This window comes from Pseudomonas sp. GD03944 (assembly GCF_029839275.1).
Lineage (GTDB): Bacteria > Pseudomonadota > Gammaproteobacteria > Pseudomonadales > Pseudomonadaceae > Aquipseudomonas.
Genome location: NZ_JAOCAH010000004.1, coordinates 304,618 through 329,802, shown reverse-complemented (window position 1 = coordinate 329,802; position 25,185 = coordinate 304,618). Strand labels below are relative to the sequence as shown.

At 63.9% G+C, this 25,185-nt stretch carries 27 protein-coding genes; 11 read left to right on the top strand and 16 right to left on the bottom strand.

The annotated features are described in order from the left end of the window. Window positions 1-47: 47 nt before the first annotated feature. A complete protein-coding gene (gene tyrS, locus N5C28_RS09690; protein ID WP_279821887.1) occupies window positions 48-1,247 on the bottom strand; it encodes a tyrosine--tRNA ligase in 1,200 nt (399 codons plus the stop codon). 213 nt (window positions 1,248-1,460) lie between these two features. On the opposite strand from tyrS, the gene N5C28_RS09685 reads away from it, so the two are divergent. Together N5C28_RS09685 and N5C28_RS09680 are read left to right on the top strand one after the other, a co-directional pair. Beyond that, a complete protein-coding gene (locus N5C28_RS09685; protein ID WP_279821885.1) occupies window positions 1,461-2,894 on the top strand; it encodes a peptidoglycan DD-metalloendopeptidase family protein in 1,434 nt (477 codons plus the stop codon). 5 nt (window positions 2,895-2,899) lie between these two features. After that, a complete protein-coding gene (locus tag N5C28_RS09680) occupies window positions 2,900-3,991 on the top strand; it encodes an anhydro-N-acetylmuramic acid kinase (protein WP_279821883.1) in 1,092 nt (363 codons plus the stop codon). Between the two features lie 55 nt (window positions 3,992-4,046). Here N5C28_RS09680 and erpA read toward each other — a convergent pair whose 3' ends face one another. From erpA to argC, 4 genes are all read right to left on the bottom strand, one after another. Further along, window positions 4,047-4,397 carry an iron-sulfur cluster insertion protein ErpA gene (gene erpA, locus N5C28_RS09675; RefSeq protein WP_279821881.1) on the bottom strand — a complete coding sequence of 117 codons (351 nt, stop codon included), beginning with the start codon at window positions 4,395-4,397 and terminating at the stop codon, window positions 4,047-4,049. Window positions 4,398-4,475: 78 nt separating this feature from the next. Then, window positions 4,476-4,886, bottom strand: coding sequence for a polymer-forming cytoskeletal protein (locus tag N5C28_RS09670; RefSeq protein ID WP_279821880.1), 411 nt, complete (start codon window positions 4,884-4,886; stop codon window positions 4,476-4,478). Window positions 4,887-4,895: 9 nt separating this feature from the next. Further along, window positions 4,896-5,501, bottom strand: a complete 606-nt coding sequence (locus tag N5C28_RS09665) for a DUF6776 family protein (RefSeq protein WP_279821879.1) — start codon at window positions 5,499-5,501, stop codon at window positions 4,896-4,898. A gap of 125 nt (window positions 5,502-5,626) precedes the next feature. After that, window positions 5,627-6,661, bottom strand: a complete 1,035-nt coding sequence (gene argC / locus N5C28_RS09660; protein WP_279821878.1) for an N-acetyl-gamma-glutamyl-phosphate reductase — start codon at window positions 6,659-6,661, stop codon at window positions 5,627-5,629. A gap of 131 nt (window positions 6,662-6,792) precedes the next feature. Here argC and hemJ point away from each other — a divergent pair, with 131 nt between their 5' ends. The 5 genes from hemJ to N5C28_RS09635 all read left to right on the top strand — a co-directional run bounded on the left by hemJ (window position 6,793) and on the right by N5C28_RS09635 (window position 11,446). Continuing rightward, entirely contained in the window at window positions 6,793-7,221 is a 429-nt protein-coding gene (hemJ, locus tag N5C28_RS09655) for a protoporphyrinogen oxidase HemJ (protein ID WP_279821877.1), read from the top strand. 27 nt (window positions 7,222-7,248) lie between these two features. Then, window positions 7,249-8,211: a nitronate monooxygenase family protein gene (locus N5C28_RS09650; RefSeq protein ID WP_279821876.1), complete on the top strand. Its 963-nt coding sequence runs from the start codon at window positions 7,249-7,251 to the stop codon at window positions 8,209-8,211. Further along, window positions 8,208-9,470 (top strand): alanine racemase, encoded by a 1,263-nt coding sequence (locus N5C28_RS09645; protein ID WP_279821875.1) that lies wholly within the window; start codon window positions 8,208-8,210, stop codon window positions 9,468-9,470. Before N5C28_RS09650 ends, N5C28_RS09645 begins: the two co-directional genes overlap by 4 nt. Window positions 9,471-9,571: 101 nt before the next feature. Continuing rightward, the gene (locus N5C28_RS09640; RefSeq protein ID WP_279821874.1) at window positions 9,572-10,567 is read left to right on the top strand and encodes a DUF805 domain-containing protein; all 996 of its coding nucleotides are present in this window, start codon (window positions 9,572-9,574) and stop codon (window positions 10,565-10,567) included. Between the two features lie 87 nt (window positions 10,568-10,654). Continuing rightward, the gene (locus tag N5C28_RS09635; protein WP_279821873.1) at window positions 10,655-11,446 is read left to right on the top strand and encodes an SDR family oxidoreductase; all 792 of its coding nucleotides are present in this window, start codon (window positions 10,655-10,657) and stop codon (window positions 11,444-11,446) included. Between the two features lies 1 nt (window position 11,447). Here N5C28_RS09635 and N5C28_RS09630 read toward each other — a convergent pair whose 3' ends face one another. Beyond that, window positions 11,448-12,929: an AAA family ATPase gene (locus N5C28_RS09630; RefSeq protein ID WP_279821872.1), complete on the bottom strand. Its 1,482-nt coding sequence runs from the start codon at window positions 12,927-12,929 to the stop codon at window positions 11,448-11,450. 77 nt (window positions 12,930-13,006) lie between these two features. Between N5C28_RS09630 and N5C28_RS09625 the strand changes: the two genes are divergently transcribed. From N5C28_RS09625 to coq7, 3 genes are all read left to right on the top strand, one after another. After that, window positions 13,007-13,345, top strand: a complete 339-nt coding sequence (locus N5C28_RS09625; RefSeq protein ID WP_279821871.1) for a histidine triad nucleotide-binding protein — start codon at window positions 13,007-13,009, stop codon at window positions 13,343-13,345. Beyond that, window positions 13,345-14,160 (top strand): formylglycine-generating enzyme family protein, encoded by an 816-nt coding sequence (locus N5C28_RS09620; RefSeq protein WP_279821870.1) that lies wholly within the window; start codon window positions 13,345-13,347, stop codon window positions 14,158-14,160. Before N5C28_RS09625 ends, N5C28_RS09620 begins: the two co-directional genes overlap by 1 nt. A 92-nt stretch (window positions 14,161-14,252) precedes the next feature. Further along, entirely contained in the window at window positions 14,253-14,900 is a 648-nt protein-coding gene (gene coq7 / locus N5C28_RS09615; RefSeq protein WP_279821869.1) for a 2-polyprenyl-3-methyl-6-methoxy-1,4-benzoquinone monooxygenase, read from the top strand. Between the two features lie 78 nt (window positions 14,901-14,978). Here the strand turns inward: coq7 and N5C28_RS09610 are convergent, their stop codons facing one another. Beyond that, on the bottom strand, window positions 14,979-15,407 hold the full coding sequence (locus N5C28_RS09610; protein ID WP_279821868.1) for an OsmC family protein: 429 nt from the start codon (window positions 15,405-15,407) through the stop codon (window positions 14,979-14,981). A gap of 239 nt (window positions 15,408-15,646) precedes the next feature. Here N5C28_RS09610 and crp point away from each other — a divergent pair, with 239 nt between their 5' ends. Next, complete coding sequence (crp, locus tag N5C28_RS09605; RefSeq protein ID WP_279821867.1) at window positions 15,647-16,291, top strand: cAMP-activated global transcriptional regulator CRP; 645 nt, start codon at window positions 15,647-15,649, stop codon at window positions 16,289-16,291. A 52-nt stretch (window positions 16,292-16,343) separates the two neighbouring features. On the opposite strand, the gene trpC is transcribed toward crp, so the two are convergent. The 9 genes from trpC to N5C28_RS09560 form a co-directional block, all read right to left on the bottom strand. Next, complete coding sequence (trpC, locus tag N5C28_RS09600; RefSeq protein ID WP_279821866.1) at window positions 16,344-17,180, bottom strand: indole-3-glycerol phosphate synthase TrpC; 837 nt, start codon at window positions 17,178-17,180, stop codon at window positions 16,344-16,346. Further along, entirely contained in the window at window positions 17,177-18,223 is a 1,047-nt protein-coding gene (gene trpD, locus N5C28_RS09595; RefSeq protein WP_279821865.1) for an anthranilate phosphoribosyltransferase, read from the bottom strand. Before trpD ends, trpC begins: the two co-directional genes overlap by 4 nt. After that, entirely contained in the window at window positions 18,220-18,816 is a 597-nt protein-coding gene (locus N5C28_RS09590; RefSeq protein WP_279821864.1) for an aminodeoxychorismate/anthranilate synthase component II, read from the bottom strand. Before N5C28_RS09590 ends, trpD begins: the two co-directional genes overlap by 4 nt. A gap of 11 nt (window positions 18,817-18,827) precedes the next feature. Beyond that, window positions 18,828-20,312, bottom strand: a complete 1,485-nt coding sequence (gene trpE, locus N5C28_RS09585) for an anthranilate synthase component I (protein WP_279821863.1) — start codon at window positions 20,310-20,312, stop codon at window positions 18,828-18,830. 235 nt (window positions 20,313-20,547) lie between these two features. Beyond that, window positions 20,548-21,237 (bottom strand): phosphoglycolate phosphatase, encoded by a 690-nt coding sequence (locus N5C28_RS09580; protein ID WP_279821861.1) that lies wholly within the window; start codon window positions 21,235-21,237, stop codon window positions 20,548-20,550. 2 nt (window positions 21,238-21,239) lie between these two features. Beyond that, on the bottom strand, window positions 21,240-21,908 hold the full coding sequence (gene rpe, locus N5C28_RS09575) for a ribulose-phosphate 3-epimerase (RefSeq protein WP_279821860.1): 669 nt from the start codon (window positions 21,906-21,908) through the stop codon (window positions 21,240-21,242). A 71-nt stretch (window positions 21,909-21,979) separates the two neighbouring features. After that, a complete protein-coding gene (locus tag N5C28_RS09570) occupies window positions 21,980-22,807 on the bottom strand; it encodes an ABC transporter permease (protein WP_279821858.1) in 828 nt (275 codons plus the stop codon). A 15-nt stretch (window positions 22,808-22,822) separates the two neighbouring features. Then, the gene (locus N5C28_RS09565; RefSeq protein ID WP_279821856.1) at window positions 22,823-24,070 is read right to left on the bottom strand and encodes an ABC transporter permease; all 1,248 of its coding nucleotides are present in this window, start codon (window positions 24,068-24,070) and stop codon (window positions 22,823-22,825) included. Between the two features lie 68 nt (window positions 24,071-24,138). Beyond that, on the bottom strand, window positions 24,139-25,173 hold the full coding sequence (locus N5C28_RS09560) for an ABC transporter substrate-binding protein (protein WP_279821854.1): 1,035 nt from the start codon (window positions 25,171-25,173) through the stop codon (window positions 24,139-24,141). Window positions 25,174-25,185 lie beyond the last annotated feature (12 nt).

The window sequence follows — 25,185 nt, the reverse complement described above, 5'->3', positions numbered from 1 at the left end:
CCGGAAGTGGTGCGCATTATAGGCCCGCAGAATTCCTCGTCAACCGATTATTCAGCTTTTAGCGTAATTCGTGCGAATGCCTTCTTGCCGGCCTGGCAAACGTGGGTAGCACCTACCTTATATAGGAAGGAGCGATCTACCACTTCGCCATCCACACGAACACCACCAGAACCCAGCAGGTCACGAGCGGCTGCAGCATTCTTCACCAGCCCCGCACGGTTCAGCAGCGCAGCGATCGGCATATCTTCAGCGGAGGAGAGCTCAATCTCCGGCAGGTCTTCCGGCAGCTCGCCATCCTTCATGCGATTGCCCGCAGAGCGGTGAGCGCTGGCAGCCGCTTCTTCACCATGGAAGCGCGCGACAATTTCCTCGGCCAGCTTGATCTTGATATCACGCGGGTTGGCACCCTGCTGCACGTCGACCTTGAATTGCTCGATCTCTTCCATGGAGCGAAAGCTGAGCAGCTCGAAGTAACGCCACATGAGCGCATCGGGAATGGAGACCAGCTTGCCGTACATGACACCCGGTGCTTCCTGGATGCCGACGTAGTTGCCCAGCGACTTGGACATCTTCTTCACACCATCCAGGCCTTCGAGCAACGGCATGGTGACGATGCACTGCGAAGCCTGGCCGTAGGAACGTTGCAACTCGCGCCCCATGAGCAGGTTGAACTTCTGATCGGTCCCGCCGAGCTCGACATCCGCACGCAACGCGACCGAGTCGTACCCCTGGACCAGCGGGTAGAGGAACTCATGGATGGCGATCGGCTGGTTGGTCGAATAGCGCTTGCTGAAATCGTCGCGCTCGAGCATGCGCGCCACGGTGTATTGGGAAGTCAGGCGAATGAAATCCGCCGGCCCCATCTGGTCCATCCAGGTGGAGTTGAACGCCACCTCGGTCTTAGCCGGATCGAGGATCTTGAACACCTGAGACTTGTAGGTCTCGGCATTCTCCAGAACCTGCTCGCGCGTCAGCGGCGGGCGCGTCGCACTCTTGCCGCTCGGGTCACCAATCATCCCGGTGAAGTCGCCGATCAGGAAGATCACCTGATGGCCGAGCTCCTGGAACTGGCGCAGCTTATTAATAAGGACGGTGTGCCCCAGGTGCAGGTCAGGAGCCGTCGGGTCGAAGCCGGCCTTGATACGCAAGGGCTGACCACGCTTGAGCTTTTCAACCAGCTCGGACTCAACCAATACCTCTTCCGCACCACGCTTGATCAGCGCCAGCTGCTCTTCGACCGACTTCATGACAGGACTCACGACCACTCAAAACCAAAAGGGAACCAACCATACAAGATCGCAGACAAATAACAAGTTTTGCCCAGCGACCGCACAGACTGGCGCACAACCCTCGACCAAGGGTTGCCTCACACACGTTTTGGTTATATTTTATACAGTTACTGCACATTCATCATTTTTTTCATCTTTTCCTTTTCATCTTTTCAAAGTCAAAAGCCGCCTATGACCTCTCCAACTAAAGCGCCCCCGCTGTACCCCAAAACCCATATTCTGGCCGCCAGCGGTGTCGCTGCCCTGCTCAGCCTGGCCCTTCTGGTGTTCCCCTCTCGCGAAGTTGAAGCTCAAAAAACCTACCTGAACCTGGACCTGGATAACGCGGCCGAGCTGAGCCTGCAGGAAAAAGACGACCTGCGACCACTCGAAGAGCAAGCCAAGCCCTCGCCTTTCGCCCAGATCGAAACCCCGAACGACCAACAGAACACCGCCTCGCAAGACACCACTCCTCAAGAACAAGACGCCGCCGTCAGCGCAACCGACCTCCCTCCAGAAGACCCCAGCCAGAAAGTCGTCAATGTCGCCAATGGCGATACGCTTTCCACGGTATTCGCCAAGGTTGGGCTCAGCGCCACGACGCTGCATGAAGTGCTGAACAGCAGCAAGGAAGCCAAGCAACTGAGTCGTTTGAAAATCGGCCAGGCACTTGAGTTCAAACTTTCCCCCGAAGGGCAGCTGGAAAGCCTGCACAGCAAGCTCAGCGACCTGGAAAGCATCACCCTGACCAAGACCGAGAAGGGTTACACCTTCAAGCGTGACGAGGTGACCCCGGACGTCACCAACGCCTACGCTCACGGCGTCATCAACAGCTCGCTGTTCGTCGCGGCAAAACGCGCCGGTCTGTCGCACAACCTGACCATGGACCTGGCCAACATCTTCGGCTACGACATCGACTTCGCCATGGACATCCGCGAGGGTGACGAATTCGAAGTGATCTACGAAAAGAAGGTCATTGAAGATCGGCACGTCGGCACCGGCAATATCCTGTCGGCCCGCTTCACCAACCGCGGCAAGACCTACACCGCGGTGCGCTATACCGACAAGCAGGGCAACACCAGCTACTACAGCGCCGACGGCACCAGCATGCGCAAGGCGTTCATCCGCACGCCGGTGGACTTCGCCCGCATCAGCTCGCGTTTCTCCAACGGCCGCCGCCACCCGATCCTGAACAAGATCCGCGCACACAAGGGCGTCGACTACGCCGCACCGCGCGGCACCCCGATCAAGGCCGCCGGCGACGGTAAAGTCGCGCTGGCCGGTCGCAAGGGCGGTTACGGCAACACCGTGATCATCCAGCACGGTAGCCGCTACCGTACGCTGTATGCGCACATGCAAGGCTTTGCCAAAGGCGTGCGCACCGGCAGCAACGTCAAGCAGGGTCAGATCATCGGCTACATCGGCACCACCGGCCTGTCCACCGGTCCGCACCTGCACTATGAGTTCCAGGTCAACGGCACTCACGTGGATCCGCTGAGCCAGAAGCTGCCGATGGCCGATCCGATCGCGCGCAACGAAAAACAACGCTTCATGCAACAGAGCAAACCCCTGATGGCACGCATGGACCAGGAACGTTCCACCCTGCTCGCCCTCAACAAGCGCTGATTGCCATGCCGCTCTATCTCGGTGTGATGTCCGGCACCAGCCTCGACGGGCTGGATATCGCACTGGTAGAGCAGGCAGACACAACGACCCTCCTCGCGACCCACTACATTCCCATGCCGGCCACACTGCGGGGCGACCTGCTGGCTCTTTGTGCCCCCGGGCATGACGAACTGGCCAGGGCCGCCATTGCCGAAGCGCAATGGGTGCAGCTGGCAGCCTCGGGAATCGCGGCGCTACTGAAAGAACAGAACCTCTCACCTGACGCCATCCGCGCCATCGGCAGCCACGGCCAGACCGTCCGGCACGAACCCGCTCGTGGTTTCACCCTGCAGATCGGTAACCCCGCCTTGCTGGCAGAGCTGAGCGGCATCACTGTGGTCGGTGATTTTCGCCGCCGCGATGTAGCCGCTGGCGGGCAAGGCGCCCCGTTGGTCCCCGCCTTTCACGAGGCCCTGTTCGGCGACGCACGGCAAAGCCGCGCGGTGCTGAACATCGGCGGCTTCAGCAACCTCAGCCTGCTGACACCCGGCCAGGCTGTAAGGGGCTTCGATTGCGGCCCGGGCAACGTGTTGATGGATGCCTGGATCCAGGCTCGTCAGCATGCCACCTTTGATCGGGATGGCGCCTGGGCGGCCAGCGGCACGCTGCAGATCACACTGCTGGATGCCTTGCTTGGCGATGATTTCTTCCGGACCCAGGGGCCGAAAAGCACCGGCCGAGAACTCTTCAACCTGCCCTGGCTCGAACAGCAACTGGCGTCTCTACCGCCTTTCGCCCCTGAAGACGTGCAAGCCACACTGCTCGAGCTGACCGCCCGCACCTGCGCCAATGCTCTGCTCGACAGCCAGGCGGACACCGGGGAATTGATGGTCTGTGGCGGCGGGGCCCGCAATTGTGCGCTCATGGCGCGGCTGTCGCAGCTCCTGCCGGGGTGCACCGTCAGCAGCACGGATGACCACGGCGTTCCCGCCGACTGGATGGAGGCCATGGCATTCGCCTGGCTGGCCCATTGCTGCCTGGAAGGCATCCCCGCCAACAGACCCAGCGTGACGGGCGCTCGCGGGTTGCGGGTGCTGGGCGCGATCTACCCGGCCTAGAAACGAAAACGCCGTGCACAAGGCACGGCGTTTCTGTCAGCACAGCAGGTCGGTATCAGATCGAGAAGGACGACCCGCAACCACAGGTGGTGGTGGCGTTGGGGTTCTTGATCACGAAGCGCGACCCTTCCAATCCTTCCTGATAGTCCACCTCGGCGCCGGCGAGGTACTGGAAGCTCATCGGATCGACGACCAGGCTCACGCCCTCGCGCTCGACGATGGTGTCATCTTCGGCCACGTCTTCATCGAAGGTAAAGCCGTACTGGAAGCCGGAACAACCGCCTCCAGTCACGAACACGCGCAACTTCAGGCGCGGGTTGCCTTCTTCATCGACCAGGCTCTTCACCTTGCTGGCAGCACCCTGCGTAAACAGCAACGCGGTGGGGGTGAAGGTTTCGACGCTCATGCTGACTATCTCCCGGCGCTACGCGCCATACTGCGGTGGGGGCCCTGCATTATCCGCTTACCCGAGAAAAGGGGTCAACTATTCTGCGGCTTCAAGCGTATTGGGCAATTCAAGTGGACGTGCACCGTCCTTGATATGACACAGGCGCCCTTCGATCTGCGCCCCCATGGCCATTTCCATCAAGCCATAGTAGAGATTGCCGCGCACGCGGGCCCGGCTGCCCAGTTCGAGGTGCTGACCGGCATATACGTCACCGATCACTTCGCCATCGATGACTATATGGGGGGCGCGAATCTCACCTTCAACCTGCCCTTCGACACTGACACGCACCATACCGTCGCTGGTCAGCAGGTTGCCATTGATCCGACCATCGACTTGCACCGCGCCCTGAAAGCGCAGATCACCAGCCAATTCGGCCCCGGCGGCGATCAGACTGGTTTTTCCAGTGAAACGCTGAAGGTCTGCCTTGCTCTTTTCTTTACTCCACATACGGGACTATCACTCTTGGTCGATCCATTTGAATGTACGTTCCAACGGCTTTTCGCCCTGAACCTGTGCCCGCACCTTGATCTGCTGCGGCTCGAAACCCTCCGGCAGCTTCAGCTCGGCGAAGCGCCCGCCCGCGGGAATCGCCTGGAAATGTTTGAACGTGAAGGGGATTTCCTTGGCTTCCAGCGGCTCGGCGAGCCCCTGGGTCAGGCCGGCCAGCTCGAGGCTCGCGGCCTTGTTGCCTTGGCGTCCCTCCACTGAAACCAGCAGTTGCCCCTGCAGGGGCTTGTCATCCTTGCCCACGCGGCTGAGCAGGATCTTGTAGCGGAAGAGCCGCGGCGTCTCCGTGGCCTGCAGCTCGAAGGTGCGAATGCGCAGGCCTTCGCGACGACTGGCAGGCGCCAGCACGCCCTTATAGAACGCCAGGTCCTGTTGCAGCTTGAAGACTTGCTCCTCCAGCAGCTTGATCGTCTGACGACTCTGCTCGTTGGCCTGCTGGGCCACTTTCTCGCCACTGCCGACCACCGCCAGGCGCTGGCGCAGCATGTCCAGCTCCTGCTGCTGGGTATTCAGACGCGTTTCGAGTGGCTGGTCATGGTCCGATTGCACCTGCACGCCACGCGCCTGCCACCAGCTCCCTGCAAAGAAGGCGGCCGGGACCGCCAGTGCCAGCAACAGAACAGCCAGACGCGCTCGCCTGGCCCGCCGCGGGTCGCTCGGCCTGACCTCCCAACCCGACATCAGGGCAGCAGGGCAGCGTGGGAAAGACCCAGGCGCTCATCCAGGCCGAAGAGGATGTTCATGTTCTGCACCGCCTGGCCCGACGCGCCTTTCACCAGGTTGTCGATGACCGACAGCACCACCACCAGATCACCGCCCTGCGGCCGGTGCACCGCAATACGGCAGACGTTGGCGCCACGCACGCTGCGGGTTTCCGGGTGGCTGCCGGCCGGCATTACGTCGACGAACGGCTCGTTGGCATAGCGTTTTTCGAACAGCGCCTGCAGGTCCGCCGACTGATCCGCCACGGTCGCGTACAGGGTGGCGTGAATACCGCGAATCATCGGGGTCAGGTGCGGCACGAAGGTCAGACCGACATCGCTCTTGGCGGCGCGGCGCAGGCCCTGGCGGATTTCCGGAAGGTGACGGTGGCCTTTGACGCCATAGGCTTTCATGCTCTCGCCGGCCTCGCTGAACAGCGAACCGACACTGGCACCACGACCGGCACCGCTGACACCGGACTTGCAGTCGGCGATCAGGCGCGAGGCGTCGGCCAGCCCGGCTTCGAGCAGCGGCAGGAAGCCCAGTTGGGCGGCGGTCGGGTAGCAGCCCGGCACGGCAATCAGGCGCGCCTGCTTGATGGCTTCGCGGTTGACCTCTGGCAGGCCATAGACCGCTTCCGGCAACAGATCAGGGGCGCCATGCGGCTGGCCATACCATTTGCCCCATTCCTCGGCATCCTGCAGGCGGAAGTCGGCCGACAGGTCGATGACCTTGGTGCCGGCAGCCAGCAGTTCGCCTGCCAGGGCATGGGCGACGCCATGGGGCGTGGCGAAGAACACCACGTCACAGGCGCCCAGGGTGGCGACGTCCGGCACGCTGAAAGCCAGGTCCGGGTAGTGACCGCGCAGGTTCGGGTACATCTCGTCCACACGCAGGCCGGCCTCGGAGCGCGAGGTGATGACGGCGACGTGCGCCTGGGGATGCTGCGCCAGCAGACGCAACAGCTCGACCCCGGTGTAACCCGTGCCACCGACGATTCCGACCTTGACCATCACTTGCCCCTTGAAAAAGCCATTGGAAAGCTGCCGATGATAAAGCCGCATCGGCCAGCGGCCAACCGCAGTGATGACGGACGGGACGTCAGTCACTACTATCGAGGCATTTTTCACGTCCGGGATCGAACATGCTCTATCTGTGGCTCAAGGCCTTCCACATCATCGCCATGGTCTGCTGGTTCGCCGGCCTGTTCTACCTGCCGCGCCTGTTCGTCTACCACGCCATGAGCGAGGACGCGATCAGCCGCGAGCGCTTCTGCGTGATGGAGCGCAAGCTGTACCGCGGCATCATGGGCCCCTCGATGGTCCTCACCGTGGTCCTGGGCGCCTGGCTCCTGAGCCTGAACCCGAGCTACTACTTCAGCCAGGGCTGGATGCACGCCAAGCTCACCCTGGTGCTGCTGCTGATCGGCTACCACCACGTCTGCGGGGCGCAACTGAAGCGCTTTGCCCGTGGCGAGAACCAACGCAGCCATGTGTTCTACCGCTGGTTCAACGAAGCGCCGGTTCTGGTGTTGCTCGCCGTCGTCATCCTGGTCGTCGTCCGGCCGTTCTGATCCCCTCCCCAACCCGAAGGTGTCGCCATGTCCTTGCCTGCTCTGCTTGAACAACGCCTGCGTCTGCCCCTCGTCGCCGCCCCGATGTTCCTGGTGTCCAACCCGCAGTTGGTGCTGGCCTGCTGCCGCAGCGGCATCGTCGGCAGCTTCCCCGCGCTCAACCAGCGTGAAAGCAGCGGTTTCCGGGCCTGGCTGGACGAGATCGAAGCGGGCCTGGATGAGCAGTCGGCGCCTTATGCCGTCAACCTGATCGTCCACGGCACCAACCCTCGCCTGCAGGCCGACCTGGCGATCTGCGTCGAGAAGCGCGTGCCCATCGTCATCACCAGCCTGGGCGCGGTGAAAGAGGTGGTCGATGCGATACACAGCTATGGCGGCCTGGTGTTCCACGACGTGACCACCCGCCGCCATGCGGAAAAGGCTGCGGAAGCGGGTGTCGACGGCTTGATCGCCGTGGCCGCGGGCGCCGGTGGCCATGCCGGCACCTGGAGCCCGTTCGCCCTGGTCGCGGAGATCCGCCAGTTCTTCGACAAGACCCTGCTGCTGGCAGGCTGCCTCAACCACGGCCACGAAATCCTCGCCGCCCAGTTGCTGGGCGCGGACCTGGCGTACATGGGCACCCGCCTGATCGCCACCCAGCAGAACGACGCCCCCGAGGCCTACAAGCAGATGCTCGTGGACGCCAAGGCCGCCGACATCATTCACACCCCGGCGGTTTCCGGCGTTCCTGCCAGCTTCATGCGCCAGAGTCTGGAACAAGCGGGCTACGACCTGAAGCAACTGCAGAGCAAGGGCGAAGTGAACTACGGCGAGAAGCTCAAGCCGATCAGCGACGAAGCGAAAGCCTGGAAGACCGTATGGTCCGCCGGCCAGGGCGTGGGCGACATTCGCGACCTGCCGAGCGTCGAAGAGCTGGTGGCGCGCCTGGACCGTGAGTACCAACAGGCCTACGCGCAGACGCAGCAGTTGCAGCAACGCTGGTCACGATGAAGCGTCGACGCCTGATCGGCCTGGGCGCCGCCGCGCTGATCGCCGGTTGGGCGTTGCGACCGTCGGACCGGGGACAGGCTCATGCCCCCTACTTCGACGCCCTCAACCAATTGCTGCGGCGCGAGGGCAATGGCATCCCCCTGTTGGTGGTCGACATGGACGCCCTCGACCACAACACCGAACTGCTCGCTCGTCGTCTCGCCGGCAAGCTGCCGGTTCGCCTGGTGGCCAAGTCACTGGCCGCCAACGGCCTGCTGGGCTACCTGGCCGAAAAGCTCGGCACCCAGCGTTTCATGGTCTTTCACCAGCCCCAGTTGAACGAGCTGGCCCGGGCCTTCCCCCGCGCCGACCTCCTGCTGGGCAAACCGTTGCCGGCCAAGGCCGCATTGAGCTTTTACCAACAACTGGGGCACAGCGCCTTCGACCCGGCGCGCCAGCTCACCTGGCTGGTCGACACACCGCAACGGCTGGCCGAGTATGCGCAGCTGGCCGGCGCCCTCGGCCAACCGCTGCAGATCGCCCTGGAGATCGACGTCGGCCTGGCCCGTGGCGGTTTCCCCGACTCGGCGCAGCTTGCCACCGCCCTGACCTGGCTGCGCGAGCACAAGCCCTCACTGGTCCTGCGCGGCCTGATGGGTTATGAGGTGCAGGTCGCCCACACGCCGCCTTGGCAGAGCCAGGCCTCCGCGTTCGCCGAGAGCATGGCGCGCTACCGGGCGTTCATCGATACGGCCCAGGGTTTCACCGATCTGTGGCCGAGCGAGCCGCTGCTCAATGGCGCCGGCAGCCTGACCTACCCGCTGCATGCCCGCGAAGACACCCCGCTCAACGAGGTGGCCGTTGGCTCGGTATTGCTGAAGCCGGGCGACTTCGACAGCCGCCTGCTCGGCGCCCACCGCCCAGCCCTGTACATCGCCAGCCCGGTGCTGAAGGCCCAGGACGGTGCACTGCCCTACCTGGGTGGCGTCCAGCCCCTGCTGCAGCGCTGGGATCGCAACCGCGAACGCGCCCTATATATCTACGGCGGGCAATGGCCTGCCAAACCCTTGTCGCCGGCCGGGCTGCGCTACGACTCGCTCTATGGGCGCAGCGCCAACCAGGAGCGGCTGATCGGCTCCGAGCGCACCGCCGTGGGCGTGGATGACTGGGTGTTTCTGCGCCCCGAGCGCTCCGAGGGCGTGCTGACCGCGTTCAACGAGTTGCGCCTGCTTCGCCACGGGCGCTTCGTCGGCAGCTGGGCGCCGCACAAACACCCCTGAAGATTTCCCCCACTTTGTGCTCCAGGCCGCTTGTTCAGCGGCCCGCAGGCCCGCTAGTCTGTGCACGCCACCATTCGCAGGCGCTGACAAGGACGCTCTCCATGACCCAACCCCGCTTCAAAGTCGTCTTCGATGGGGAACTGATGCCCGACGTCGAACTGGAAACAGCCAAGGACAACCTGGCGCGCCTGTTCAAGAGCGATCGCACGCGCATCAACACCCTGTTCAGTGGCAACCCCATCGCCATCAAGCGCGACCTGCAGGAAAACGAAGCCGACCAGTACCTCATCGCCCTGCAGCGGGCCGGCGCCGTCGCCCGCAAGGAACCGGACCTGGCGGCCAGCATGAGCCTGGTCGAGATCGCTGAAACACCGGCTCCGGTCAGCACCGAGCCGATGACCTGCCCCAAATGCGGTCACCAGCAAAACAAGGCCCCGGGCTGCGAGGCATGCGGCATCATCATCGAAAAATTCCTGGCCCGGCAGGCCCAACTGGCGAGCGCGGCCCCGGAAAAGAGCCCTGAGCCCACGCCCGATAACGTGCCCGCCCCCGCAGCCGTCTCCCCCTATGCGACACCCCAGGCAAACGTGGGTGAACACCTGCCGGAGTTTGGCGAGCTGAAAGTCTTCAGCGTCAGCGGACGCATCGGTCGGCTGCGCTACCTGGCCTGGTTCATGACCAGCCTGTTCGCCTACATCGGCCTGCTGGGCATCAGTGGAATCGTGACCAGTATTTCTACGGTGGTTGGCGGCGCCCTGACGTTGCTGATCGTGCTCGGTCTGATCGTGGTGTGGGTACAGATGGGGGTCCAGCGCCTCCACGATATCGGCTGGACCGGCTGGCTGTTGCTGCTCAGCCTGGTGCCGTTCGTACAGTTCGTGTTCGCCCTCCTGATGATGGTCATGCCAGGCACCAAGGCCGCCAACCGTTACGGCCCGCCCCCGCCCCCGAATACCCTGTCTGTGAAAATTCTCGCCGGTCTGTTCCTGGTGTTCGTCGTACTGGGTATCGTCGCCCTGGTGATGGGTGGCTTCGCCATGCTGGTGGTCATGCTCAGCGGCCTGGATATGGAGACCCTGAACCAACTCGCCAAATGACCGGTTTCGGCGCACGGTTTTTTCCATGCGCCGAGCAACCCACGGTGAAAGGCGGGGTCCAAGCAGACCCGTCACGGAGAAACCCTCATGCCTCGCTATGCCCTGGTCACTGGCGCCTCAAGCGGAATCGGACTGGCACTGGCCGAGGCCCTGGCGCGCCGCGGTCGTCACCTGATTCTGGTGGCCCGCCAGCGCGATGCATTGGAGAGCATCGCCTGCGAGCTGACCCAACGATTCGGCGTCGAAGTGCTGTTCCTGGTCTGCGACCTCAGCGAACCCCTGCAGGTGTCCGGGCTGCTGCATGAACTGGAACTGAGTGGCCGCACCATCGACCTGCTGGTGAACAATGCGGGCCTGGGCAGCGCCGGGGACTTCGTGGCGCAGGACTGGAGTCGTGAGCAGGAGCTGATCGAAGTGAACGTCCTCGCCCTGGCCAGGCTCTGCCACGCCGTGGGCACCGTGATGGCCGGCCAGGGCAGCGGGCAGATTCTCAACGTGGCGTCGGTCGCCGGCTTTCATCCCGGCCCCGGGATGAGCAACTACTTCGCCAGCAAAGCCTACGTGCTGCAGTTTTCCGAAGGCCTGCGCGAAGAACTCAAGGCCTACGGCGTCGGGGTCTCGGTGCTGTGCCCGGGGCTGACCCGCAGCGCGTTCTTCCGCAAGGCCCATCTGAGCCTGGAACCCTTCGAAAAGAACGACCTGCTGATGAGCGCCGAAGAGGTCGCGCTGTACACCGTGCGGGCCCTGGAGAAGAACCGAGCGGTGATCATCCCGGGCTGGCGCAACAGGCTGGCCGCCAACCTGCATCGCCTGTTGCCCCGCTGGCTCATGCGCCGCCTCTCGGCCCGGGCCAACAAGCGCTACCTGCGCCCGCTCTGAATCATCCTGCGCTGACCGTACGCCCGCTGGCCCATGTCCGCAGGGCGTCGAGATTTTCCGCCATGACCACCGACAAGGGCGCCGTGCTCTGCAAACCGCGCAGCACCAGCGGCTGATCGACGGACTGCTGCTGCGCCTGCGCCGCGTAGAGCGCACCGACCACCACCTGTTCGATTTCCGCACCGGTGAACCCCTCGCTGGCCACCGCCAACGCCGGCAGATCGAACAGCTGCGGGTCCAGATCACGCCGCGCGAGGTGGATGCGAAAGATGTCGGCGCGCACGGTCGCGTCTGGCAGATCGACGAAGAACAGCTCATCGAAACGCCCCTTGCGCACCAGCTCCGGCGGCAGGCGCTCGATGACGTTCGCCGTGGCGACCATGAACACCGGTGCCCGGCGCTCGGCCATCCAGGTCAGCAGCGTACCGAGGACCCGCTGGCTGACGCCCCCGTCGTTGTCGCCGCTGGCGATGCCCTTTTCGATCTCGTCCATCCACAGCACACAGGGCGCCATCTGCTCCGCCAGCTTCAGCGCATCACGCAGGTTGCGCTCGGTCTCGCCGAAGAACTTGTTGTACAGGCAGGCGAAATCCAGGCGCAGCAGCGGCAAGCCCCAGAGTCCGGCCACGGCCTTGGCCGCCAGGCTTTTGCCGCCACCCTGTACCCCCACCAGCAGGACGCCCTTGGGCACGTCCGCGCCCTTGCCATCGAGGAACGCGCCCTGGCGCTCGGCCAGCCAGCGCTTGAGGTTGGCCAGGCCACCGACATCGGCAAACCGTGCCGTGTCGTATTCGAAGCTCAGGACGCCTTCCAGGTCGAGCAGCTGGAACTTGGTCTTGTTCAGTTCGGGCAGGTCTTCCTGGGTAATCGCGCCGTCGTCGCAAATGACGTTGCGCGCCAGCGCCCTAGCCTCGGCATGGCTGAGGCCGCGCAGGTTCTTCACCACCTGCTGCAAGGTGCGATTGTCGGTGCGCACCCGGGTATTGCGGTTGCGCTCGCTCCAGCGGCTGGCCTCTTCACGGACGATGGCCAGCAACTCGTCTTCCGATGGCAGCGCCAGGCTGAAGCGTGCCGAGAAACGCTGCACTTCCGCAGGCAACTTGCAGGCGTGGGAGACCAGCACCACCGTCGGCGCGTGCAGGGTGTCGCGCATGGCGATTTCCTTGAGCAGACGCACCAGCCTGGGGTTGTCCACCAGGAACGGATGCAAGTCGCACAACACGTACAGGTTGGGCTGCAGGTCCGCCTTGATCAGGCGCAGGGCAGCCTCCGGTTCCTGGGTCTTGCCCTCCCCCAGGGCGTCACCACCGAACCCGAGACGCTGCAAGCCCTCGGTCACCGACCAGGTGTGCAGCCCCAGGCCGCGCTTCACGGCCAATCCGGTCAGTGTTTCCAGCACCCGGGGCTCATCCCAGGACTCGATCAGGATCAGCTTGACCTTGGAATCGAGCACCAGCCCTAGGTCATGAATGTCGTTTTTCACACACGCTCCTTGCTGTGGCCAAGCATCGCCGCCCGCCGTTAAACTCTGGCCACTTTCAACAGGCCGGGAGACCGTCCATGGACTGTCTGTTCTGCAAGATCGTCGCCGGGGACATCCCGGCGCGCAAGCTCTACGAAGACGATCAGGTCATCGCCTTCCACGATATCGGCCCCCAGGCGCCGGTGCACTTCCTGGTCATCCCCAAGCGGCACATCCCCACCCTCAACGACCTCACCGAAGACGACAAGGCCCTGGCCGGCCACATCCTCTTCACCGCCCAGCGCCTGGCGCGCGAGCAAGGCTGCGAGGAAGGCTTCCGCGTGGTGATGAACTGCAATGAACAGGGTGGCCAGACCGTCTACCACATTCATATGCACGTACTGGGCAAGCGCCAGCTGACGTGGCCGCCAGGCTGATGGTACGTCAACTGGCCAGTGCCGCGGCGTTGCTGCTGATCACACTGTCGAGCCAGGCCCAACAGAGTGGCCGTGTGTTCCATGACGAACTGGACGGTGGCGGCCAGGGCCCCGAACTGGTGGTGGTGCCTGCCGGGCGTTTCGTCCTGGGTGACAGCACCGGACGCGGCAACCACAACGAGCGGCCCACCCGGCAGATCGACATCGACAAGCCCTTCGCCATCGGCCGCCACGAAGTGACCTTCGACGACTGGCAGCGCTATGCCGAGGCCACTGCCACCCCCATGCCGGACAACGAGGGCTGGGGCATGTCGTCCCGGCGCCCGGTCATCCACGTGTCCTGGCTCGAAGCCCAGGCCTACACCCAGTGGCTGTCGACCAGCACCGGCCAGCGCTATCGCCTGCCGACCGAAGCGGAATGGGAATACGCGGCGCGCGGCGGCAGCACCGGCTACTACTGGTGGGGCGATACGCTCGACAGCCCGGAAGATCGCCCCCGCGCCCATTGCCGCGGCTGCGCCAGCCAGCGGCTGATCCAGAACAAGACCGCACTGGTCGGCCAGTTCCCCGCCAATGCCTTCGGCCTGCATGACACCGCCGGCAACGTCTGGGAATGGACCGCCTCCCGGTTCGCCTCACCCTACGATGGCAGCGAGCAGCAAGCCGCCGGCCTGCTGGACAGCAGCCCCCGGGCGATTCGCGGCGGCGCCTGGAACAGCGGCCCCAGCTACCTGCGCACCAGCCAGCGCGACCTCAAGCAACCGCAGCACAAGGACTACGCCCTCGGGCTGCGGGTCGTACGCGAACTGCCGTGACGGCGCCTGCGACAAGCCGCCCCAGGCCGGAGCACGCCGGCCCGGGGCGATTGGGGTACACTGCCCCTCACTGATTTCACCGGAGCCCGCTCATGGCCAGTGACCGCCACTACTCCCCCATCGACCGCCTGCTGCTGCAAGCCGACACGGCGCTGCGCACCCTGCTCCCGTTCAGCGGCCAGCCGGGACGCCCGTCACCGGCGCTGGTACGACCGGAAACCGAGCTCGATGAACAGCAGACGCGGCACGTCGCCGGCCTGATGCGCATCAACCACACCGGTGAAGTCTGCGCCCAGGCGCTCTACCAGGGGCAGGCACTGACGGCGAAGCTGCCGCACATCCGCGCCGCCATGGAACACGCCGCTGAAGAAGAGATCGACCACCTGGCCTGGTGCGAACAGCGCATCCGCCAGCTGGGCAGCCATCCCAGCGTGCTCAACCCGTTGTTCTATGGCCTGTCCTTTGGCGTGGGCGCCGTGGCCGGGATGATCAGCGACAAGGTCAGCCTGGGATTCGTCGCCGCGACCGAGGACCAGGTCGTCAAACACCTCGACGAACACCTGCAGCAGATTCCCGAGCATGACGAAAAGTCCCGGGCGATCCTCGAGCAGATGCGCATCGACGAAGAACAGCATTCCACCAGCGCGCTCGAAGCCGGTGGCCTGCGCTTTCCGGCGCCGGTGAAGTTCGGCATGACCCTGCTGTCCAAGGTCATGACCAAAAGCACCTACCGGATCTGAATCACCCCAAACAGAAAGGGCGCCAATCGGCGCCCTTTCTGTTTGTGCAGGCGCGTGAGCGCCGATCGATGGGACGGCTTACGCAGCGCCCAGCTCGATGATCTCGTAGTCGTGGGTGATCTCGACGCCGGCGCGACCGAGCATGATCGAGGCCGAACAATACTTCTCCGCCGAGAGTTCGACCGCCCGCTTGACCTGGGCTTCCTTCAGGCCGCGCCCCTTCACCACGAAGTGCAGGTGGATCTTGGTGAACACCTTGGGGTCTTCAGTGGCCCGTTCAGCCTCGAGAAATGCCTCGCAGCTCTCGACCGCCTGTCGGGATTTTTTCAGGATGCTGACCACGTCGAAGTTGCTGCAACCGCCCAGCCCGATCAGCAACATTTCCATCGGACGGACACCCAGATTGCGTCCGCCGGCTTCGGGGGGACCATCCATCACAACCGCGTGGCCACTGCCGGATTCGCCGATGAACATGGCTTCACCCGCCCACTGAATGCGCGCTTTCATATACGCCTCCGCTGTAAAAAGGCAGGCAGCTTAACACAGCGGTTTTCGCAACTCGCGAACCCTCAATACGAGAAAAAGTTCCCACTCGATATGTAACACGTGTCTCAAAATCACCCCGCGTTATGAAGCCTCTGTTAAGCTGGGGTCGGATTACTGGCACACTTGGCCGGATAACAACATAACTAGAAAAAATCGGCCTGTTGGATAAAGGCTCACCTTTTTATATTCGGGACTCAGGCATGGTAGCTATTACCCTTACACCAAAGATAAAGAACCTAGACAAACTCCTCGCGCATTGCCATCGACGCCGTTACACGGCCAAGAGCACCATCATCTATGCGGGTGATCGCTGCGAAACGTTGTTCTTCATCGTAAAAGGGTCGGTCACGATCCTGATCGAAGACGACGATGGCCGGGAAATGATCATCGCCTACCTCAACTCGGGCGACTTCTTTGGCGAAATGGGACTCTTCGAAAAGGACGGCGCGGAGAAAGAACGCAGCGCCTGGGTTCGCGCTAAAACAGAATGCGAAGTTGCTGAACTGAGTTACACCAAGTTCCGCGAACTGACTCAACAAGATCCCGACATACTTTATGCATTAGGCAGCCAGATGGCTGAACGTTTGCGTAATACCACGCGCAAAGTCGGCGATCTTGCTTTCCTCGATGTAACAGGCCGCGTTGCCCGCACACTGCTCGATCTGTGCAAACAACCCGATGCCATGACGCATCCGGATGGCATGCAGATCAAGATCACCCGTCAGGAAATCGGCCGTATCGTCGGCTGCTCCCGGGAAATGGTCGGTCGCGTACTCAAGTCTCTGGAAGAACAGGGCCTGGTACACGTCAAAGGCAAGACCATGGTGGTATTCGGCACCCGCTGATGACCGCCCACAAAAAAGCCGGCGCATGCGCCGGCTTTTTTGTGCCCGACAGTCAGTCCACGTCGGGGCGAGTGATGCCGCGCTTGCGCTCCGGGAAAAACAGACGCTCGAGCTCCACCCCCGGGTTCTCTGCACGCATGAACGCTTCGCCCACCAGGAACGCATACACCTCGCTGATTTCCATCAGCTCGACATCGGCCCTGTTGAGAATGCCGCTCTCGGTAACCACCAGACGGTCGCGCGGAATACGCGGCAGCAGGTCCAGCGTGGTTTCCAGGCTGACCTCGAAGCTGTGCAGGTTGCGGTTGTTGACCCCAACCAGCGGCGTGTCCAGGGTATTCAGCGCACGCTCCAGCTCATCGCCGTCGTGCACCTCGACCAGCACATCCAGGTCGAAGGCCTTGGCGGTCGCGGCCAGCTCGGCCATTTGCGCGTCGCTCAGCGCCGAGACGATCAGCAGCACGCAGTCGGCGCCCAGGGCACGGGCTTCGACGATCTGGTACGGATCGATCATGAAATCCTTGCGGATCACCGGCAGCGAACAGGCGTTGCGCGCCTCCTGCAGGTAACGATCGGCGCCCTGGAAGAAATCGATGTCGGTGAGCACCGACAGGCAGGTGGCACCGCCGGCCTCGTAGCTCCTGGCGATCTGGGCCGGGTCGAAGTCTTCCCGCAGCACACCCTTGCTCGGCGAGGCTTTCTTGATCTCGGCGATCACGGCCGGCTGCTTGCTGCGAGCCTGGTTCAGCAGCGCCTGGGCGAAGCCACGCGGCGCATCGGCGGCCCGTGCTTCCTGTTCGACTTCGGCCAGGCTGACGATCTGACGGCGCGCTGCCACTTCCTCGGCCTTGCGGGCGAGAATCTTCTCCAAAACGGTTGGGATGCTCACCCTTCGTTCTCCTGTTTGAACACCGCGGTAAAGGACACCAGCTCTTCCAGCTTTTCACGGGCCAGCCCGGTGTGCAGGGCGTCGTGGGCCAGCTGCATACCTTCCTTGAGGCTGCTGGCGTGGCCCGCCGCATACAGCGCGGCGCCAGCGTTGAGCACGATGATATCGACCGCCTTCTGCCCGGCTTCGGTCTTGCGACGACCCAGCGCATCGCGGATCAGTTCCAGCGACTGCTCGGCGTTGTCGACGGTCAGGCCGATCAGGCTCTGGCTCTTGATGCCGAAATCTTCCGGCTGGATGCGGTACTCGCTGACCACACCGTCCTTGAGCTCCGCCACGAAGGTCGGCGCTGCCAGGCTGATTTCGTCCAGGCCATCCTGGGCGTGCACCACCAGCACATGCTCACTGCCGAGGCGCTGCAGCACTTCGGCCATCGGTCGGCACAGCGCCTGACTGAACACGCCGATCACCTGGTTCTTGACCCCGGCCGGATTGGTCATCGGGCCGAGCATGTTGAAGATGGTGCGCAGGCCCAGTTCACGGCGCGGGCCGATGGCGTACTTCATGGCGCCATGGTGCGACGGCGCGAACATGAAGCCGACACCGACGGATTCCACACAGCGCGCGACCTGCTCGGGCTTGAGGTTGAGGTAGACGCCCGCCGCTTCCAGCAGGTCGGCACTGCCGCTCTTGCCGGACACCGCGCGGTTGCCGTGCTTGGCCACCCGGCCACCGGCGGCGGCCACGACGAAGGCCGCGGCGGTGGAAACGTTGAAGATGTTCATGCCGTCGCCACCGGTGCCGCAGGTGTCGACCAGGTGAGGCGCGTCGATGTGCACCGGTGAGGCCAGCTCACGCATGATCTTCGCGGCGCCGACGATCTCGTCGATGGTCTCGCTCTTCATGCGCAGGCCCATGAGGAAGGCGCCGATCTGTGCGTCAGTGCACTGCCCGGTCATGATCTCGCGCATCACGTCCTGCATTTCCTCGGTGCTGAGGTCGAGCTGGGCGACGACGCGGTTGAGGGCTTCCTTGATGTTCATGGGCGCACGCCTCCTTGTTGTTTGAGGAAGTTGGCAAAGAGCTCGTGGCCCTGCTCGGTAAGGATGGACTCGGGGTGGAACTGCACCCCTTCGATATGCAGGGTCTTGTGGCGAAGGCCCATGATCTCGTCCACCGAACCGTCGTCGTGCTGGGTCCAGGCGGTGACTTCCAGGCAGTCCGGCAGGGTTTCGAGCTTGACCACCAACGAGTGGTAACGGGTCACGGTCAGGGGTCGGTTCAGCCCGGCGAACACACCCAGGTCCTCGTGGAACACGGGGCTGGTCTTGCCATGCATCACCTTGCGCGCACGCACCACGTCACCGCCGAAGGCCTGGCCGATGCTCTGGTGCCCCAGGCACACGCCAAGGATCGGCAGCTTGCCGGCGAAATGGTTGATCACCTCCAGCGACACACCGGCCTCGGTCGGCGTGCACGGCCCCGGGGAGACGACGATGCGCTCGGGATTCAGTGCGTCGATCTCGGCGATGCTCAGCTCGTCGTTGCGGATCACATGCACGTCCGCACCCAGCTCGCCGAGGTACTGCACCACGTTGTAGGTAAAGGAGTCGTAATTGTCGATCATCAAAAGCATGGCGGGACTCCTCAGTGCTTGATCGTGGTCTGTTCGGCCAGGGAAACCGCGCGGAACATGGCGCGGCGCTTGTTCAGCGTCTCTTCCCATTCCAGGGCCGGCACCGAGTCGGCGACGATACCCGCGCCGGCCTGCACGTGCAGCTCACCGTCCTTGATCACCGCCGTGCGAATGGCGATGGCGGTGTCCATGTTGCCGTTCCAGGCCAGGTAGCCGACCGCGCCGCCATAGACGCCACGCTTGACCGGCTCCAGCTCGTCGATGATTTCCATGGCACGGATCTTCGGTGCACCGGACAGGGTGCCCGCCGGCAGGATCGCGCGCAGCGCGTCCATGGCGCTCAGGCCTTCCTTGAGGTGTCCCGTCACGTTGGACACGATGTGCATGACATTGGAATAGCGCTCGATCACCATCTTCTCGGTGAGTTTGACGCTGCCGGTGCTCGACACTCGACCCACATCGTTACGGCCCAGGTCGATCAGCATCAGGTGCTCGGCGACTTCCTTGGCGTCCGACAGCAGGTCTTCTTCCAGCGCCAGGTCGGCCTCTTCGGTCGCGCCACGCGGGCGGGTGCCGGCGATGGGGCGAACGGTGACCAGGTTGTCCTCGACCCGTACCAGCACCTCGGGGGAGGAACCGACCACATGGAAGTCGCCAAAGTTGAAGAAGTACATGTACGGCGTCGGATTGATGCAGCGCAACGCGCGGTACAGGTCGATCGGCGCAGCCTGGAACGGAATCGACATGCGCTGGGAAATCACCACCTGCATGCAGTCGCCCGCCAGGATGTATTCCTTGATGGCGTTGACCGAACGCTCGTAGTCGTCGCGGCTGAAGCTGGAACGGAACGCCGGCTCGGCACCGGCCGGGACGCTCAGGTCCACGCCCAGGCGCGGGGTGATCGGCTGGCGCAGGGCCTGCAGGATGTCCTGCAGACGGGCCTGGCCCTGTTCATAGGCTTGGCCATCAGCCGGGTCGGCCAGCACGATGGCGTGCATCTTGCCGGCCAGGTTGTCGAAGACCACCACCGCGTCGGAGACCATCAGCAGGATATCGGGGGTGCCCAGCGGATCGGGATTGACCCCGGCCGCCAGCTTCGGCTCCACGTAACGCACGCTGTCGTAGGCGAAGTAGCCCACCAGGCCGCCATTGAAACGTGGCAGACCCGGCAGGGTCGGCACCTTGTAGCGTTCCTTGAACTGCTCGACGAAGGCCAGGGGATCGGCACACTCGTGCTGCTCCACCTCGACGCCATCCACGCTGACGCTGACCCGCGAGCCATAGGCACGCAGCACGGTGCGTGCCGGCAGGCCGATGATCGAATAACGCCCCCACTTCTCGCCTCCCTGCACGGATTCGAGCAGGTAGGTATTGGGCTGGTCGGCCAGTTTCAGGTAGATCGACAGCGGGGTGTCGAAGTCGGCAATGGTTTCGCAGGCAACAGGAATGCGGTTATAGCCGGCATCGGCTAAACGCAGGAATTCTTCGCGGGTCATGATCAGCCTCGTGGCATGAGGATAAAACGGTCGTGTGCAAACGTGCCGCCCGAGCGGCCAGAATCAGGTCAGAGGCGCCAGCGCCAACGGGCCAGGGCCTTGATGATTTTCATGCCGGCTCGTTCGAGCCAGAGTCTGCAGGTAACCACCACGGGGATCTCTTCGGCGGAGGTGAGGAATGTCAGGGCACACTAGCGCAGGCGCCGGGCCGAATCAACCCGGCCCGGTGCAATGTTCATACCGGCTCGAGCAACGCCCGCAGGTCATCGAGCACCAGCGCCGGCTCCTCTTCCGCAATCGGCCGCCCGTGGTTGTAACCATAGCTCAGCGCCACGCAGGTGACGCCGGCGGCCCTGGCGGCCAGCACGTCGTTGCGCGAGTCGCCGACGAACAGCGCCTGTGACCGGGGAATACCCGCCAGCTCCAGCACATGCAGCAGCGCCGCCGGGTCCGGTTTCTGCTGGGGCAGCGTGTCGCCGCCGACGATCCAGCGGAAGTAGTCGCCCAGGCCCTTCTCATCGAGCAAGGGCGCCACGAAACGCTCCGGTTTGTTGGTCACGATCGCCAGGGCGACGCCGCCCTGCTGCAAGGCATCCAGCACTTCGGGCACGCCCGGGTACACCGTGGTCAGTGTGTGGCTCTCGGCATAGGCCGCCATGAACAGCTCCAGCGCCTCACGCGCCAGGGCATCGTCCACCTGCTCGTGCTGCAGGCTGCCCGCCAGGGCGCGGCGCACCAGCACCCGCGCCCCATTGCCGACCCAGTCGCGTACCCGCTCGACACCGGCGGCGGGGCGTCCCAGCGTCAGCAATGCCTTGTCCACCGCGGCGGCGAGGTCAGGCACCGAGTCGACCAGCGTGCCGTCCAGGTCGAACATCACCAGGCGCGGCAGCTGCCCGTCGAACAGGCGCTGCAGAGGCGTCATGCTCACACCCGGGCCAGTTCGGCACGCATGGCGTCGATGACCGCCTTGTAGTCGGGCTGGTTGAAGATCGCCGAGCCGGCGACGAAGGTGTCCGCACCGGCCGCGGCGATCTCGCGGATGTTCTGCACGTTGACCCCGCCATCGATTTCCAGGCGAATCTCACGACCGCTGGCGTCGATCAGGGCACGGGCCTCGCGCAGCTTATCGAGGGTGCCGGGGATGAACTTCTGCCCGCCGAAGCCGGGGTTCACGCTCATCAGCAGGATCATGTCGACCTTGTCCATCACGTACTTCAGCACGTCCAGCGGCGTGGCCGGGTTGAACACCAGGCCGGCCTTGGCGCCACCGCTCTTGATCAGTTGCAGGGAGCGGTCGACGTGCTCGGAAGCCTCCGGGTGGAAGGTGATGTACGAGGCGCCGGCTTCGATGAAGTCACCGATGATGCGGTCCACCGGCTTGACCATCAGGTGCGCGTCGATGGGCGCAGTGATGCCGTACTTGCGCAGTGCCGAGCAGACCATCGGGCCGATGGTCAGGTTGGGCACGTAGTGGTTGTCCATCACGTCGAAGTGAACGATGTCCGCGCCTGCGGCGAGCACGTTGTCCACTTCCTCACCCAGGCGGGCGAAGTCAGCGGACAGGATCGACGGGGCGATGGCGAAGGGTTGCATGGCGAACCTCTGAGGGGCGGTGATCACGGTGGCGCGCATTGTAGCCTGACTGCGGCCACCGGTCTTGCACCTCACTCCGGCACGGCGGTGCGCATCTTCTCGCTGCGCCCGCGCAGCCATTCCAGGGTCAGCAGCAGGACCACCGAGAAGCCGATCAGCAGGGTCGCCGCCGCAGCGATGGTCGGGCTGAGGTTCTCGCGAATGCCGCTGAACATCTGCCGGGGCAGGGTCACCTGCTCGGGGCCGGCGAGAAACAAGGTCACCACCACTTCATCGAAGGAGGTGGCGAAGGCGAACAGCGCCCCGCTGATCACCCCCGGCGCGATCAGCGGCAGGGTCACCCGGCGGAACGCCGTGAGCGGCGAGGCGCCCAGGCTGGCCGCCGCGCGCACCAGGTTGTAATTGAAGCCCTGCAGGGTCGCCGACACGGTGATGATGACGAACGGCACGCCGAGCACCGCGTGCACCAGGATCAGCGACAGGTAGCTGTTGCCCATGCCCAGGGGCGCGAAGAACAGGTAGCTGGCCACACCGACGATGACCACCGGCACCACCATCGGCGAAATCAGCAGGCTCATGACCAGCGCCTTGCCGCGGAACTCGCCACGGGTCAGGCCGATGGCGGCCAGGGTCCCCAGCACCATGGCCAGTATCGTCGCCGCCGGGGCGACGATCAGGCTGTTCTTCAGGGCGCGCATCCAACTGGCCGAACCGAAGAAGTCTTCGTACCAGCGCAGGGAGAACGACTCGATCGGATAGACCAGGAAGGTCCCGGCGTTGAACGACAGCGGAATGATCACCAGCACCGGCAGGATCAGGAACAGCAGCACCAGCACGCAGATCGTGCGCAGGGTGTAGTGCCAGACGCGCTCGATGGGGGACATGTAAGGACTGAGCATCGGATGAATCTCCTGTTATCCCAGACGCAGTCGGCTTGCACCGACCAGCCAGCTGTAGACCACGTACAGCACCAGCGTGGCGAACAGCAGCAGCCCGCCGAGCGCCGTGGCCATGCCCCAGTTGATCGAGGTGTTGGTGTAGAAGGCCACGAAGTAGCTGACCATCTGATCGCCCGGACTGCCCAGCAGCGCGGGGGTGATGTAGTAGCCGATGGACAGGATGAACACCAGCAGGCAGCCGGCGCTGACACCGGCCAGGGTCTGCGGGAAGTACACCCGCCAGAAGCTGGCGAACGGGTGACAGCCCAGGGAGATGGCGGCCCGCATGTAGGTGGGCGAGATGCCCTTCATCACGCTGTAGATCGGCAGGATCATGAACGGCAGCATGATGTGCACCATGGAGATGTACACCCCGGTGCGGTTGAACACCAGTTGCAGGGGCTTATCGATGATCCCCAGGCCGAGCAGCGCGCTGTTGATCAGGCCGCTGGACTGCAGCAGCACGATCCAGGCCGCGACCCGTACCAGGATGGAGGTCCAGAACGGCAGCAGCACCAGGATCATGAGCAGGTTGCTCTGCCGGGTCGGCAGCGTGGCCAGCAGGTACGCCAGTGGGTACGCCAGCACCAGGCAGATGGCGGTGATCACCAGGCCCATCCAGAAGGTGCGTGCAAAGATGTCCAGGTAGATCGCCTGGTCCGGCGTGGCCGAGGCCAGCTCGCCCAGGTCGTCGATCCGGTGGTCCAGCGCCGCCAGCAGGTAATAGGGGGTGATGCTGCTGGCGTTGCGGCGAATCACCTGCCAATAGGCGGGGTCGCCCCAGCGTTCATCCAGGCTTTCCAGCGCGCCTTTATAAGATTCGGGCTCGCTCTTGAACGGCAGCGCGCGGCCGGTCTTGGCCATCAGGCTGCGGTAGCCGGCCAGCTCCATATTCATGCGTTTGGACAGGTCGCCGATGGTCTGGTTGCGGCGTGCATCGGCCAGGTCCAGCGCCAGGGCGTGGTAGACCGGCTCATCGGGCAGGCCCTTGCCATCCCACAGGGTGATCGCCTCGACCGTGCGCGGCATGCTGCCCACGACTTCCGGGTTGTCCACGCTCTTGTTGAGCAGGGCGATGATCGGGACCAGGAACACCAGCACCAGGAACACCAGCAGCGGCAGGATCAGGGCCTGGGCTTTCAGGCGGTTGACCCGCTCGGCTCTGGCCAGGCGCTGTTTCAGGGTGGGGCCGGTGACCTCGGACTGGGGCACTGCGATGGCCATAGCGAACTCCGCGAAAACGAGGAAAACATCCCCTCCCCCGGCACGGGAGAGGGGCCTTGCCGAGGGGGTCAGTTACGCGCGGCCCAGGCGTTGAAGCGCTGTTCCAGCTGCTCGCCGTAGTCCGCCCAGAAGGTCACGTCCATGGCCACCTGGTTGGCGATGTTTTCCGGCGTGGTCGGCATGTCCTTCAGCAGCTTCGGATCAAGCAGTTCGACCGCCTTCTTGTTGGCCGGGCCGTAGGCGATGTTCTGCGAGTAGATCTTCTGCTGCTCCGGCGTCACGGAGAAGGCGATGAATTTCTGCGCGGCATCCTGGTCCTTGGCGCCCTTCGGGATCGCCCAGGCGTCGAAGTCGTAGATGCCACCGTTCCACACCACCTGCAGGTTGCTTTCGCCCTGCACCGCGGCGATCCGCCCGTTGTAGGCCGAACTCATCACCACGTCACCGGAAGCCAGGAACTGCGGCGGCTGGGCGCCCGCTTCCCACCACTGGATGCTCGGCTTGATCTGGTCGAGCTTGGCGAAGGCGCGGTCCTGGCCTTCCTTGGTGGCCAGCACGCTGTACACGTCCTTCGGCGCCACGCCATCGGCCATCAGGGCGAATTCCAGGGTGTACTTGGCGCCTTTGCGCAGGCCACGCTTGCCGGGGAATTTCTGGGTGTCCCAGAAATCCGCCCAGCCCGTCGGCGCGCTGGCGAGTTTGTCGGCGTTGTAGGCCAGCACCGTGGACCAGACGAAGAAGCCCACGCCGCACGGCTGGATCGCCCCTTCGACGAAGTCGTCGGCGTTGCCGAACTGGGCCGGGTCGAGCTCTTCGAACATGCCTTCGTCACAGCCGCGCGCCAGTTCCGGCGATTCCACTTCCACCAGGTTCCAGGACACGCTGTTGGTGTCGACCATGGCTTTTACCCGCGCCATCTCGCCGTTGTATTCGCCCGCGATGATCTTGCCGCTACCGTTGGCTTCCCACGGCTCGTAGAACGCCTTGACCTGGGCGGCCTTGTTCGCGCCGCCGAAGGAGATCACCGTCAGGTCGGCCGCCATCGCCGGCACGGCGCAAGCCATGGCCAGGGTCAGCACGGGGAATGCGAGGTATTTTTTCATTGTTGTTTTTGC